The following is a 13940-nucleotide window of genomic DNA, read 5'->3' as shown; positions in this document are numbered from 1 at the left end:
TCCGCTGGATGGCCCCTAACCAGCGCGAAGAGAGGCTGGAGTCGCTCCCACAGCAAGCGGAGCACCCCCACCGCAAGTACCTCCACCGCAACTACCCCCACCGCACTGGAGTTCTCATGAAGCGCCGGATACGCGAGCGCACCGCCGTCATCACCGTCGCCACCCTCGTCGCGGCGGGCGCCGTGGGCATCGGGCTCGGCACGTCGGCCGGCGCGGCCCCGCAGAAGCCGCCCACCAAGGCACGGATCGCCGCGCTGTTCGACGGCTGGAACGCCGCGCTGACGACCGGCGACCCGGAGAAGGTGGCCGACCGCTACGCCTCCGACGCCGTCCTGCTGCCCACCGTCTCCAACAAGATCCGCGACACGCACGCCGAGATCGTCGACTACTTCGAGCATTTCCTCGAGAACAAGCCGGCCGGCAAGAAGATAGAGACGATCGTCAACGTCCTCGACGAGAACTCCGCCGTCGACACCGGCCTGTACGAGTTCACGCTCACCGACCCGGACACCGGCGCCAAACGCACCGTCGAGGCCCGCTACACGTACGAGTACGAGAAGCGCGGCGGCAAGTGGCTGATCGTCAACCACCACTCCTCGGTGATACCCGAAGGCTGACGGCCACCCACAGTCCGCCGCCGGGCGCGTCGCGCAGGGCCACGGTCCCGCCGTCGTCCGCCACCAGCTGTTTGACGATGGCGAGGCCGAGCCCGGAGCCGGAGCGCCCGGTCAGGCCCTGGCCGCGCCAGAAGCGGTCGAAGGCGCGGGCCTTGTCCGCGTCGGACATGCCGGGACCCTGGTCCAGCACCGAGAGCACCACCTCGTCGGGGCGGACCGCCACCTTCACGGAGATCACCGAACCGTCCGGGGAGACCTCCAGGGCGTTCGACAGGATGTTGTCCAGCACCTGGTCGAGGTGACCGGGACTGGCCAGCACCAGCGACCGGCCGCCCAGCTCCCCGTCCTGCGCGATGCTCACCCCGCGCTCCTCGGCGGCCGGCCGCCACACCGCGAGCCGGTTCTCCACCAGCTCCCGCAGCGGCAGCGCCTCGGCCGCCGAGACCTTCGCCTCGGCGCGGGCGAGCACGAGCAGTCCGTTCACCAGTCGGCTCATCCGGACGACCTCGGCGGTGGCCTGGTCCACGTCCTCGCGCACGAACGCCTCCTCGACCCCGTCCGCGATGTTGTCGAGGGACAGGCGCAACGCCGTGAGCGGGGTACGGAGCTGGTGGGAAGCGTCGGCGACGAAGATCCGCTGGGAGTCGATGAGGGTGTCCAGGCGTTCCGCGCCCGAGTTGAGGGTGCGGGCCAGGCGCTGGGTCTCCGGCGGTCCGGTCACCGGCGAGCGCGCGGTCAGATCCCCGTCGCCGAACTTGCTGGCCATCTCGTTGAGCTGGCGCAGCGGCCGGGTCAGCCGGCGCGCCACCAGCGCGCCGAGCCCGGCGGCCACCGCCAGCACACCGACGGCGAGGATCGCCCGGAAACCCCAGATCCGCCACAGCCGGGCGGTCAGATCGGAGGTCGGGTACGTGACGCGCACCGCGCCCACGATGTGGTTGTCCCTGATCGCCGGAACCGTCACCCGCAGCGCGCCGTCGCCCCAGCGCGCCGTGTCCGTCCCGTCCGTCCTGGAGGCCGGGAGCACGTCCACGTGGCCGGGCGTCCGGTCGGCGTACGCGGTCGCCAGCCGGTTCAGCGCGGCCCGTGAGGCGGGGTCGCCCTGCGCCAGCATCAGCGCCATCGTGTTCGCTTCCCGGCGCACCGAGGCCTCGGTGTCGCCGCGCAGCTGCGAGGTCAGCGTGAAGGCCACCGGCACGGTGAACGCGGTCAGCGCGACGGCCACCAGCAGCACGTAACTGACGATGAGCTGCCGGATCATGAGCCTGGCGCGCCCTGATCCGGAGCGGGGACCGACCGCGGGTCCGAGCCGGAGATCGAGCCGGAGGCCGAGCCGGACCCGCAGTCGGAGGCCGAGCCGGAGGTCGAGTCGGACCCGCAGTCGGAGACCGAGTCGGAGGCCGAGTCGGAGGTCGAGGCCGTCTTCGAGGTCGAGGCCGTCTTCAAGTGCGGCACCGGATCCCGTACGACCTCCAGACGGAACCCGACCCCCCGTACCGCCTCGATGGTGATCGCCCCCGCGAGCTTGCGCCGCAGTGCGGCGACATGGACGTCGAGCGTCTTCGTCGGGCCGAACCAGTTCGCGTCCCAGACCGCTTCCATGATCTGTTCGCGTGACATCAGCGCGCCGGGCTCCTCGGTGAGGAACGCGAGCAGGTCGTACTCCTTGGGCGCGAGCGCCGCCTCGACGCCGTCGAGGCGGACCCGGGCGGCCTTGCGGTCGACGGTGAGCCGGGGCCCGTACCGGTCGGGGCCCGCCGACTTCTCCGTAAGGGGCCGGACGCGCCGCATCACCGCTCTTATCCGCGCGATGACCTCCCGTACGCCGAAGGGCTTGGAGACGTAGTCGTCGGCGCCTATCTCCAGGCCCACCACCCGGTCGGTCTCGTCGCTGCGCGCGCTGATCACGATGATCGGCACGTCCCCGCGGGCCCGCAGCGCCTTGCAGACGTCGAGGCCGTCGGTGTCGGGCAGACCGAGATCGAGGAGGACGAGGTCGTACGGGCCCTGGTGGGCCAGCGCCGCGTGGCCGGTCGTCACCCACTCGACCTGGAAGCCGTAGCGCAGCAGTCCCCGACGAAGCGACTCGGCGACCGGCTCATCGTCTTCCACCAGGAGTACGCGAACGGCCGAACCTTAGTGCTTGAGAGTTAAGACACGGCGGTGTCGTGTGACACGGGGCACTTTCCGGAGTGGCGGGGCGTGTGGGCGGGCAGGTGCCGCTCGGAGCGGCCGGAGGAACCCTGCCGAAACCGGTGGATCTGACGACTCCGGTGGACTCCCGGTGGACCTTGACGGTCCGGAGTGATCACGTCGTGAGCGGGACATCTCATGATGCGATACTCCGGAAGGGAAATCCGGCCGCTCGTTAGACTGAGCCGACCGCAGTTGTGCGGTACAGAGACGGATTGAGCGAGGAGCGCACGTGGGCCTTGTCGTGCAGAAGTACGGAGGTTCCTCCGTAGCCGATGCCGAGGGCATCAAGCGCGTCGCCAAGCGAATCGTGGAAGCGAAGAAGAACGGCCACCAGGTGGTCGTGGTCGTTTCCGCGATGGGCGACACGACGGACGAGCTGATCGATCTCGCCGAGCAGGTATCTCCGATGCCCAGCGGACGAGAGTTCGACATGCTGCTGACCGCCGGAGAGCGGATCTCCATGGCCCTGCTGGCGATGGCGATCAAAAACCTGGGCCACAGCGCCCAGAGCTTCACCGGCAGCCAGGCAGGCGTCATCACCGACTCGGTCCACAACAAAGCGCGGATCATCGACGTCACGCCGGGCCGTATCCGGACGGCGCTCGACGAGGGCAACATCGCCATCGTCGCCGGCTTCCAGGGCGTCTCGCAGGACAAGAAGGACATCACCACGCTCGGGCGTGGCGGGTCCGACACCACGGCCGTCGCGCTCGCCGCGGCGCTGGACGCCGAGGTCTGCGAGATCTACACCGACGTGGACGGCGTGTTCACCGCCGACCCGCGCGTGGTGAAGAAGGCGAAGAAGATCGACTGGATCTCCTTCGAGGACATGCTGGAGCTCGCCGCGTCCGGCTCCAAGGTGCTGCTCCACCGCTGTGTGGAGTACGCCCGCCGCTACAACATCCCGATCCACGTGCGCTCGTCCTTCAGCGGACTCCAGGGCACCTGGGTCAGCAGTGCACCGATCAAGCAAGGGGACCAGAAGGTGGAGCAGGCCATCATTTCCGGTGTCGCTCACGACACCTCCGAGGCCAAGGTCACGGTCGTCGGTGTCCCGGACAAGCCGGGCGAGGCCGCCTCGATCTTCCGCGCCATCGCCGACGCCGAGATCAACATCGACATGGTCGTGCAGAACGTGTCCGCCGCCTCCACCGGTCTGACGGACATCTCCTTCACCCTCCCCAAGACCGAGGGCCGCAAGGCCATCGACGCCCTGGAGAAGGCGAAGAACGTCATCGGCTTCGACTCGCTGCGCTACGACGACCAGATCGGCAAGATCTCGCTCGTCGGCGCGGGCATGAAGACGAACCCGGGTGTCACGGCCGGCTTCTTCGAGGCGCTGTCCGACGCGGGGGTGAACATCGAGCTGATCTCCACCTCCGAGATCCGCATCTCGGTGGTCACGCGCGCCGACGACGTCCCCGAGGCCGTCCGCGCGGTGCACACCGCCTTCGGACTCGACTCCGACAGCGACGAGGCCGTCGTCTACGGAGGCACCGGACGATGACTGTCCTCTCGTACGGCGGCACTGGCCGCCGCTGATGACCAGGCCGGCAGGACCGACGCTGGCGGTCGTGGGTGCGACCGGGGCCGTCGGCACGGTCATGCTCCAGATCCTGTCCCAGCACGCGGACATCTGGGGCGAGATCCGTCTGCTCGCCTCCCCGCGCTCGGCCGGCCGCAAGCTGGCCGTGCGCGGCGAGGAGGTCGAGGTGGCGGCGCTCAGTGAGGCCGCCTTCGACGGGGTCGACGTCGCGATGTTCGACGTCCCCGACGAGGTGGCCGCGCAGTGGGCGCCGATCGCCGCGGCCAAGGGCGTCATCGTGGTCGACAACTCGGGCGCGTTCCGGATGGACCCGGACGTACCGCTGGTCGTCCCCGAGGTGAATCCGCACGCCGCGCGCGTACGCCCGCGCGGGATCATCTCCAACCCGAACTGCACCACCCTCTCCATGATCGTGGCGCTCGGCGCGCTGCACGCCGAGTTCGGCCTGCGCGAGCTGGTCGTCTCCTCGTACCAGGCGGTGAGCGGCGCCGGGCGCGCGGGCGTCGACACCCTGCGCCAGCAGCTGTCCCTCGTCGCCGGTACGGAACTGGGGACCAGCCCCGGTGACGTACGCCGGGCCGTGGGCGACAACACGGGCCCCTTCCCGGAGCCGGTGGCGCTGAACGTCGTCCCGTGGGCCGGGTCGCTGCGCGAGGACGGCTGGTCCTCGGAGGAGATGAAGGTGCGGGACGAGTCCCGCAAGATCCTCGGGCTGCCGGACCTGCCGGTGGCCGTGACCTGCGTCCGCGTCCCGGTCGTGACCACGCACTCCCTCACCGTGCACGCCCGTTTCGAGGGCAGGGTCACCGTGACCAAGGCCCGCGAGATCCTGGCCACCGCGCCCGGAGTCGTCCTGTTCGACAACCCGGCCGCCGGTGAGTTCCCCACCCCCGCGGACGTCGTCGGCACCGACCCGACCTGGGTGGGCCGCGTCCGCCGGGCCCTCGACGACCCGACCGCCCTCGAACTCTTCGTCTGCGGCGACAACCTCCGCAAGGGCGCCGCCCTCAACACGGCCCAGATCGCGGAACTGGTGGCGGCGGAGCTGTTCTAGACAGCCGCGTCAGGGGGCGGCGTGCGCGGGATCAACGGGATTCGACAGGATCAACAGGATTCGACAGGATCAACGGGATCACTCGGGTACGCCGTCGCCCCGACACCGGGGCTCCACGCGAAGGCGTACGGCATCAGACCCTCGATCCGTACGCTCCTGACGCCGCGCGTGGTGGGAAGGATGACGCGGATACCCGGGTGGTAGTCGAGAAGCACCTGCCGATCCCTCCCACAGGGCCCGACGACCCCCCGCCCCATGTTCCCGACGGCGACGATCGCGTCGAGCTCCCGGGCACCGGCGGCCCGCGCCGCGCCCAGCGCGACGAGTTCGGCGCAGGGGCCGCCGGTGAAGTGGTAGACGTTGATGCCCGCGTGCAGCGTGCCGTCGACGGCACGGACGGCGGCTCCCATGGTGTGGATGCCCTCCTCCCCGTCGGTGTTGGCGTCGACGACGTCCCTGGCGAAGGCGATGAGCTCCCGATCGGCGTCGGTCAGTTCGGCCAGGGGGATGTCCAGGGCTTCGGCCGGGGCTTCGGCCGGGGCTTCGGCCAGGTCTTCGGCTGGGGGGATGCTCATGGTCGAAGGCTAGAGAGGCAACGGCCGTAGCCGCGAACCGATTTCGGTGGCGCGGCTCTGAGCGTCCTCCGGCCCGGTCGGTGGGTTTCCCTGCCCAGGGTGTCCAGGGGGCAAAATCTCCCTGGCCATGACCGGATTCGTTTGTAGGATCTGTGTCAGTTGTGTGGCCGGAATAATGGTCCGGACCACTTGTACAGGACCCGCTTGGCGTTCGAAGATTTCCCTCCCCGTTCTCCGCAACCGCGCGGAGGGCGGGGAGCGTCTTTGCGGTCGCCCTAAAGGGGTGTCCGGGGGCGGCACGGCATAACGGGGCATAGGGGATGAGCTAGTACGCATGAGGGCATTCAATGCACTGCCAGGCGCGGTACCGGTCGCGTCGGCAGGCGTTCGGGCACATGGTCCGGCGGGCGTTGTGAGGTGCGTGGGGGCGGGTCTTGTGGAGCGCGTGGGGGCGGGCGTTGTGCGGTGGGTGGGGACGGGTGTCGTGGGGTGCGTAGGGACGCGTGTCGTGGGGTGCGTGGGAGCGGGCGCTTCGGCCGGTGTGAACCCTGGAGCGAATGTGATGCCTGTCGCGTACAACCCTGACGGGGGTAGGCGTGTCCAACTGGCGTGGCAGAGGTTCTCGAATTCACCGCGGTACAGACCAGGGGCACGCCCCTGCGTCCACCCCGCCGACTCCGCAGCCCCGGCGTGCCCGGCGGCATGCCGGTGATCGCGCCCATGCCCGCAGCGCGGCCCGCCCGCATACCGAGTCAGCGCGACGGCGCTGAAGACAGCATGGCCGCCGGCACCACGGTCGACCATCTCACCGAGACCTACCGCGCCCACTACCGGTCGCTGCTGGGCCTCGCGGCTCTCCTGCTCGACGACACCGCCTCCTGCGAGGACGTCGTCCAGGAGGCCTTCATCCGCGTGCACTCGGCGCGCAAACGTGTCCGTGACCCCGAGAAGACGCTCGCGTACCTGCGTCAGACCGTCGTCAACCTCTCGCGTTCCGCGCTGCGCCGGCGCATCCTCGGCCTCAAGCTCCTCTCGAAGCCGATGCCCGACATGGCGAGCGCGGAGGAGGGTGCGTACGACCAGCTGGAGCGCGACGCCCTGATCAAGGCGATGAAGGGCCTGCAGCGCCGTCAGCGCGAGGTCCTCGTCCTGCGCTACTTCGCGGACATGACCGAGGCCCAGGTCGCCGAGACCCTCGGGATATCGCTCGGGTCGGTCAAGGCGTACGGCTCGCGCGGCATCGCGGCGCTCCGTGTCGCCATGGAGGCCCCGGCATGAGCCAGCGACGCGACAACCACGACCCACACGAGCCCTACGAGTGGCATGAGCCGACACCCCGGACCACGCCCGCCGAAGACGAGCACGAGCACGAGCAGCAAGCTGGGAACGGAACTTTGAACCACGGCCCCGACGCAAACGGCCCCCGCCCGCAGGGCCCGGACGCACAGGGCCCGGACGCGCAGGGGCCGCACGCACTGGGCTCGCACGCACTGGGCTCGCACGCACTGGGCTCGGACGCACCGGGCTCGGACGGGTCCGGTTCGGACGGGTCCGGTTCGGACAAGCTGGGCTCCGACGGGTTCGGCTCGGACGAACTGGCGCTGCGCCGGCTGCTGCACCAGGCCGTCCAGGAGATCGAACCCACCGACGGCACGCTGGAGCACCTGCGCCGCGCGGTCCCCGCACGACGGGCCCGCAAGCGTCAGGCCATCGTCGGCGTGGCCGCCGCCGCGCTCTTCATCGGCACCGCAGTCCCCGCCCTCGTGCATGTCTCGAACGCCTCCGGGTCGAACGCCGACCCGTCCATAGCGGGCAACAGCTCACAGGCCCAGGGCGGCACCAGCCAGGGCAAGAACCCCGACGGCGGCGAGAGCTCCGTGGGCGGCACCTCAGGCACCTCCAAGGACAAGGGCAAGGGCAGCCAGACCGGCACGCCCGACAAGGGGAAGGGGACGAACACCGGTGCGGCCACGGGTGCCCCCGATCCCTCTGCCTCGGTCGAGATCTCGCCCGCGTGCACACCGGCGCAGCTCGGCGGAGCCACCAGTACCGTCGGCACCCCGGACGCCACCGGCGCGGTCTACGGCTCCTTCACCCTCTCGAACATCTCCGCCACCAGCTGCACCGTCAGCGGCGTGGGCACGCTCGGCACCCTCGCGCAGGGCGCCGCGGACTCGGCCAAGATCAGCGTGGTGACGCATGTGGCGGGCGACGCGGCCACCGGGCTGCCCGACCCCACCACGGAGGTCGCCTTGGTGGTGCTGAAGCCGAGCGCCTCGTACGTCGTGAAGTTCGCCTGGGTGCCCTCGGAGACCTGTCCGACCACCGGCGGCAGTCAGCCCACGCCGACCCCGACCACCACCACGGACGGCGCCACCAGCACGGGCGGCACCGCCACGGACACCGGTGGCACCGGCACCTCGACCCAGATGGTGACGGAGGACGGCGGACTGGCCGACGGCAGCGTCACCGTGTCGTACACGGCGGAGACGGGCGCGGCGACGGCCACGACGACCGTGTCCAACGCGTGCGCCGGGACGATCTACCGGACGGGGATGTTGCCGGCGTCCTGAGGGGCGTCGGCGGCGCCGGCGGCACCGGTTTGGTCGGTGGCTTCGGTGGTGGCTTCGGCTTCGATGGTGGCTTCGGCTTCGGCGGTGGCTTCGGTGACCGTGGCTTCTTCTTCGTCATGGTCCGGGACGAGTCCCAGCTCCGCGTCCCGGGCGAACTCCGCCTCGCGGCGCAGCAGCCGGAACCACATGAAGACCACGAAGCCCGCGAAGACGAACCACTCACCGGTGTAACCGAGGTTCTGGAACGCCTTCAGGTCCAGGCCGGTGCCCTGAGGCGCGGTCGCGGGCACCGCACGCATCCCGCTGTCGGCCTTCGCGAGGGTGATCCAGGCGTCGTACACCTCGTACGGCACCAGGTTCACCAGTGATGCCGAGCTGATCGCGCCGGTCTGTCCTGCGGGCAGACCCCCGGCGGCGGTGACGCCGTTCGACCCCGGGCTCTCGGACGCCTGGAGCGCACCCGTGACGGTGACCTCACCGGTCGGGGCGGCGGGCGCCTTCGCCGGGTCGGCGTTTCCGGGCAGCCAGCCCCGCACGACGGGCAGTGCCTTGCCGCCGTCGATGCGCAGCAGCGTCAGCACGTAGAACCCGCGCTCGCCGTCGAGCTCGCGGCCCGGGACGAGGAGCTGCTTGCCGTACCGGCCGGTCGCGGTGGCCTGCTTTCCGGAGGTCTCCGTGCTCACGGGCAGCAGCCGGGCGAGCGGACGGGCCGCCTCCGTCCTGGCCGCGGCGGCCTGCTCACCGGCCGCGCGGTGGTCCTGTACCCGAGCCTCGAACCGGCTCAACTGCCACGACCCCATGAAGATGCAGAAGGGGATGGCCAACAGCACGAAGACGTTGATCCCCCACCAGCGGGGCGTCAGCAGGAACCGGTACACGACTTAAAGGTACGGTGCCGAGCTCGACGCCGAGGCTTCGGGGCCCCTCCTGCCGGTGCTCTTTCGAAGTTCGTTCGGCGCGATCGGCGAAGTTATCCACAGGCTGGGGACCTCGCCAGCGCGGGGTCGGTCGGGCCAGGCACTATGGGGCCATGACTGAGAGCAACGGGTCCATCGAGCAGCAGCAGGCAGCCATGCCCGACTGGGAGAAGCGCTTCCGGGCGCCGCGGGTGTCGCTGCCCGACTGGGCGGAGGACGCCCCGCACCGCGCGCTGTTCGTCTCCAACGCGACGGGGACGTACGAGTTGTACGCGTGGGACCGCGGGACGGGGCAGCAGCGCCAGGTCACGAACCGGGCGAACGGTACGACGGACGGGGTGCTCTCCCCGGACGGCGAGTGGATCTGGTGGTTCGACGACAAGGACGGGGACGAGTTCGGCATCTGGCGCCGCCAGCGCTTCACCGCTCCCAAGAGCACGGATACCGGCGACGGCGACAGCGGCGGCGGCCTCGGTGCCGGTGCCGGTGTTGCTGAGGCCGACGCCCCCGCCGCTCCGGGCCTGGAGCCTTCCTACCCCGGGGGCCTGGCCATCGGCAGGGACGGCCGGACGGCGGTCGTGGGCCGCTCGACGGACGAGGACGGCTCGACGATCCACGTGGTCCGCCTCGGCGAGGAGCCGGTGGAGATCTACCGTCACCGGGAGTCGGCGGGCGTCGGCGACCTCTCGCACGACGGCTCCCTGATCGCGGTCGAGCACACCGAGCACGGCGACGCGATGCACTCGGCGCTGCGGGTGCTGCGCCCGGACGGCTCGACGGTCACCGAGCTGGACGACACCAAGGGCGGCACGGTCGAGCTGGGCCTGGAAGTGCTCGGCTTCGCCCCCGTCGATGGCGACACCCGCCTCCTCATCGGCCATCAGCGGCGCGGCCGTTGGGAGCCGCTGGTGTGGGACGTGGCGACGGGGGAGGAGACGGACCTGGTCCTGGACCTCCCGGGCGACGTGGCGGCCGAGTGGTACCCCGACGGTTCGGCCCTCCTCATCGCCCACAGCTTCGAGGCCCGCAGCGACCTGTGGCGCTACGACCTGGCGTCCCGCGAGCTGGTCCAGGTGCCCACCCCGCAGGGCACCGTCTCCGGGGCGACGGCCCGCCCCGACGGAACCGTGGAGTACCTGTGGTCCTCGGCGGCCGAGCCGTCCGTGGTCCGCTCGACGACGGGCGAGATCGTCCTCGATCCCCCCGGCCTGAAGTCCCCTGGCTCGGTTCCCGTGGAGGACGTGTGGGTGGAGGGCCCAGGCGGCCGTGTCCACGCGCTCATCCAGAAGCCGGCGGGCACGACGGGTCCTCTGCCCACCGTCTTCGACATCCACGGCGGCCCGACCTGGCACGACAGCGACTCCTTCGCGGCGGGCCCGGCTGCCTGGGTGGACCACGGGTACGCGGTGGTCCGGATCAACTACCGAGGCTCCACGGGCTACGGCCGCGAGTGGACGGACGCCCTCAAGCACCGAGTCGGCCTGATCGAACTCGAGGACATCGCGGTGGTCCGGGAATGGGCGGTGACGTCGGGCCTCGCCGACCCCGCCCGCCTGATCCTCACCGGCGGCTCCTGGGGCGGCTACCTCACCCTCCTGGGCCTCGGCACGCAGCCGGACGCGTGGACCCTCGGCATCGCCGCCGTCCCGGTCGCCGACTACGTGACGGCGTACCACGACGAGATGGAAGCCCTGAAGGCGATGGACCGCACCCTCCTCGGCGGCACCCCCGAGGAGGTCCCCGAACGCTTCGAGGCGTCCTCCCCCCTCACCTACGTCGACGAGGTCAAGGCCCCCGTCTACATCTCGGCCGGCGTCAACGACCCCCGCTGCCCCATCCGCCAGATCGACAACTACGTAGCCCGCCTCACCGCCCGCAGCGCCATCCACGAGGTCTACCGCTACGACGCGGGCCACGGCTCCCTGGTCGTCGACGAACGCATCAAACAGGTAAAGCTCGAACTCGACTTCGCAACCAGACACCTGCCCCAGTAATCGACCTCGACAGGGGGCGCGAGGACCTACGCGCCCCACAACCAAAGAACCCACGCAAACGACAGAGGCGAAGCCCCGGGGGGCAGGGGCGGAGCCCACAGAGATCCGGGGACAGCACCCCCCTTCAACGGGCTCCAGGGGCGGAGCCCCGCGGGGCCGCGTTGTGCGGCGGGGTGCAGGGGCAGAGCCCCGAGGGAGTCCGGGGGTGGCGCCCCCCGGCGGGGTTTGGGGCGCAGCCCCGAGGGAGTCTGGAGGCGGCGTCGTGTGGCGGGGTCTGGGGCGCAGCCCCGCAGGGGGTGTGGGGGCGGAGCCCCCTCGCGGGGGCTGGGGCGGAGCCCCAGAGGGATGGGACGGGTAGGGGCGGCGGGGGCGAAGAAGATCCCCCCACCCCACTCCCCGCACCGGAACCAGCACCGGCACCGCCACCGGAACCAGCACCGGCACCAGACACCCCCGACACCAAAAACCTACGTGCCCGCCGATTCCCGTCGCCGCCGCCCCAACAACTCCGCCAGCCCCCTCCGAGTCGCAGCCAACACCACCCGATCCTCCGCCCGAAGCACATACGTAGAGGGAAGATCCCAGACCAGCCCGGAACCACCCCGCTCGCCCGCACCGCTCCCAGCACCCCCCACGGCGGACACCGGTTCCCCACCCCGCCGTCCCCCCGACGCAGCCGTATCCAACGCAAGCACCCGCCACGCCCCCGCCCGAAACGCCTCCCCCACAGTCCGCCCCTCCAACTGTGGATGCCCACCCACCACGATGGCCGCGAACAGCAACACCCGCCGCTCCACCGGAATCGCCCCGAGGATCTGCCGCCCCATCATGGCCCCGGCAAACGCGGGCGCCGCGAGGTGCGACACGCTACGACTCCGGGTCAGCGCCTGCGGATGCGCGGCCCGCAGGGTCCGATACACGGCGGTGGCGAAGTCGTCGTCGTACAACCGCAGCACGACCCGAAGATCGGGCCGCACGCCACGGGCGTACAACGCGGCCTCCAGATTCGTCGTGTCCGCGCTGGTCAGCGCGAGCAGCGCATGCGCCCGATGAATCTTCGCGGCTTCGAGCACACCCTCCTGAGTCACATCCCCCAACACCACCGGCACCCGCAACCGCCGCGCCAGCGCCAGCCCCCGCGCCTCCGGATCGGCCTCGACGCACACCACCGGAATGTTCAGCTCCCGCAGTCGCGTCAGCACCCGCGTCCCGATCTTCCCGACCCCGAGCAGCACCACATGCCCGGACAGCCCCCGCGGCGGTTTGCGCAACGCGGACCCGCTCCGGAACGTACCGAGCGCCTCCAGCACGGCGGCGAGCAGCACAGGCAGCAGCAACAACCCGACGAGCCCGGAGAAGAGCTGAAGAATCTGCCGCCCGATGGGCTCACCGATGGCGGGGTTGTTGATGGCGAAGAGATCGAGCAGCGTCAGATAGGTCGCCTGCAGCGGGGGTTCCCCGGTGACGACCATCGACGCGACCGCCAGCCCCACCACACACCCCACCAGCCCGGCGAACGACCAGCGCAGCCGACGCGACAGCAGCGAGCCGAAGGGCACGACACTGCGCCCGGCGGACGGCGCGGACGCGGCGTACGACACCGTCTCCAGGACGACGGTCCCGCGCCCGGTGGCCGCCGCCACGGCCCGTTCGTCGGGCAGCAGCCGAGGCCCCTGCGACCCGCTGCTCTCGGAACCGTCCGCGCCGGCGGGGTCGTTGGTGGTGGCGGACAGCAGCGCGAGCGTGCACAGCCCGGGATCGGCGACCTCGCCGGGCCCCGGCGGCGGCCGCTCCACCGCGCGCAGCATCAACCCATCGGTCTGGACGACCTTGCTGGTCCCGGCGACGGCGGTCGCGGCGAGTGCGGGCGCGGCGGTGTCGGCATCGGACAACACGGTGGTGGACGCATCGAACCCGAGCCCCCCACTCCCCGCGCCGCCGTCTCCCTCACCATCGGCCACGGCCATGGCCAACGCCGAAGCCTGATCGAGGAGTTCCTCGATGTGCTGCCCGAGGCGTCGGTTGTAGAGCCGTATGACGAGCCGCAGCCGCGGATTGAGGCGGCGCGCGGTGAGCGCGGCCCGGATGTTGGTCTCGTCGTCGTCATGGACGAGCGCGAGGGCGGCGGCCCGTTCCACACCGGCCTCGGCGAGTACGGACTCGGTGAGTTCGGCGGCCTCCAACACCCGTTCGGAACCGGCGGGTTCGGCCGTCCGGTTGGGCGGCCCCTCCCCGTTGCCCGCGGCCCGGTTCACCGCCGCGGACATCCGGTCGAACAGAGTCGAGGCCCGCGCCCGCCCGACCACCGGCGGTCGCACACTGCGCTGGGTGGGCGGCACGACGAGGGTCACCCGTTCGCCGTAGACACCCCGCAGTTCGGCGGCCAGCCGGTGCGCCAGGGCGTCGTCACCGGCCACCACCATGTGCGCGGTCGTGTCGGTCGACGGGCTTTGATACGGAAGGGTCGC

General features: G+C 71.0%; 11 protein-coding genes. 6 read left to right on the top strand and 5 right to left on the bottom strand.

Annotation, left to right across the window (positions count from 1 at the left end; translation table 11 throughout):
- The first annotated feature begins 116 nt into the window (after window positions 1-116).
- Complete coding sequence (locus tag AQJ27_RS26825; RefSeq protein WP_067374028.1) at window positions 117-617, top strand: SgcJ/EcaC family oxidoreductase; 501 nt, start codon at window positions 117-119, stop codon at window positions 615-617.
- On the opposite strand, the gene AQJ27_RS26820 is transcribed toward AQJ27_RS26825, so the two are convergent.
- Both AQJ27_RS26820 and AQJ27_RS26815 read right to left on the bottom strand, forming a co-directional pair.
- Window positions 583-1878 (bottom strand): sensor histidine kinase, encoded by a 1296-nt coding sequence (locus tag AQJ27_RS26820; RefSeq protein WP_067374025.1) that lies wholly within the window; start codon window positions 1876-1878, stop codon window positions 583-585. The genes AQJ27_RS26825 and AQJ27_RS26820 overlap by 35 nt on opposite strands.
- Window positions 1875-2732, bottom strand: coding sequence for a response regulator transcription factor (locus AQJ27_RS26815; RefSeq protein WP_067374022.1), 858 nt, complete (start codon window positions 2730-2732; stop codon window positions 1875-1877). Before AQJ27_RS26815 ends, AQJ27_RS26820 begins: the two co-directional genes overlap by 4 nt.
- 310 nt (window positions 2733-3042) lie before the next feature.
- Here AQJ27_RS26815 and AQJ27_RS26810 point away from each other — a divergent pair, with 310 nt between their 5' ends.
- On the top strand, window positions 3043-4320 hold the full coding sequence (locus tag AQJ27_RS26810; RefSeq protein ID WP_067374019.1) for an aspartate kinase: 1278 nt from the start codon (window positions 3043-3045) through the stop codon (window positions 4318-4320).
- Window positions 4321-4354: 34 nt separating this feature from the next.
- Window positions 4355-5413, top strand: coding sequence for an aspartate-semialdehyde dehydrogenase (locus AQJ27_RS26805; RefSeq protein WP_067374016.1), 1059 nt, complete (start codon window positions 4355-4357; stop codon window positions 5411-5413).
- Between the two features lie 50 nt (window positions 5414-5463).
- Here the strand turns inward: AQJ27_RS26805 and AQJ27_RS26800 are convergent, their stop codons facing one another.
- Window positions 5464-5988 (bottom strand): cytidine/deoxycytidylate deaminase family protein, encoded by a 525-nt coding sequence (locus tag AQJ27_RS26800; protein ID WP_235613626.1) that lies wholly within the window; start codon window positions 5986-5988, stop codon window positions 5464-5466.
- Window positions 5989-6597: 609 nt separating this feature from the next.
- On the opposite strand from AQJ27_RS26800, the gene AQJ27_RS26795 reads away from it, so the two are divergent.
- Together AQJ27_RS26795 and AQJ27_RS26790 are read left to right on the top strand one after the other, a co-directional pair.
- Entirely contained in the window at window positions 6598-7266 is a 669-nt protein-coding gene (locus tag AQJ27_RS26795; protein WP_079065272.1) for a SigE family RNA polymerase sigma factor, read from the top strand.
- Window positions 7263-8561: a hypothetical protein gene (locus AQJ27_RS26790; RefSeq protein WP_341866097.1), complete on the top strand. Its 1299-nt coding sequence runs from the start codon at window positions 7263-7265 to the stop codon at window positions 8559-8561. The genes AQJ27_RS26795 and AQJ27_RS26790 overlap by 4 nt, the downstream gene beginning before the upstream one ends.
- On the opposite strand, the gene AQJ27_RS26785 is transcribed toward AQJ27_RS26790, so the two are convergent.
- A complete protein-coding gene (locus tag AQJ27_RS26785) occupies window positions 8531-9439 on the bottom strand; it encodes an SURF1 family protein (RefSeq protein ID WP_079065271.1) in 909 nt (302 codons plus the stop codon). The genes AQJ27_RS26790 and AQJ27_RS26785 overlap by 31 nt on opposite strands.
- Window positions 9440-9591: 152 nt before the next feature.
- Between AQJ27_RS26785 and AQJ27_RS26780 the strand changes: the two genes are divergently transcribed.
- The gene (locus AQJ27_RS26780) at window positions 9592-11472 is read left to right on the top strand and encodes a S9 family peptidase (protein ID WP_067374014.1); all 1881 of its coding nucleotides are present in this window, start codon (window positions 9592-9594) and stop codon (window positions 11470-11472) included.
- A 467-nt stretch (window positions 11473-11939) separates the two neighbouring features.
- Here the strand turns inward: AQJ27_RS26780 and AQJ27_RS26775 are convergent, their stop codons facing one another.
- Window positions 11940-13895 (bottom strand): NAD(P)-binding protein, encoded by a 1956-nt coding sequence (locus AQJ27_RS26775; RefSeq protein ID WP_067374395.1) that lies wholly within the window; start codon window positions 13893-13895, stop codon window positions 11940-11942.
- Window positions 13896-13940: the final 45 nt, after the last annotated feature.

Source organism: Streptomyces olivochromogenes (genome assembly GCF_001514115.1).
GTDB lineage: Bacteria > Actinomycetota > Actinomycetes > Streptomycetales > Streptomycetaceae > Streptomyces > Streptomyces olivochromogenes.
Note: the sequence above shows the minus strand (reverse complement) of the source record. Positions and strands in the feature narration are given on the sequence as shown.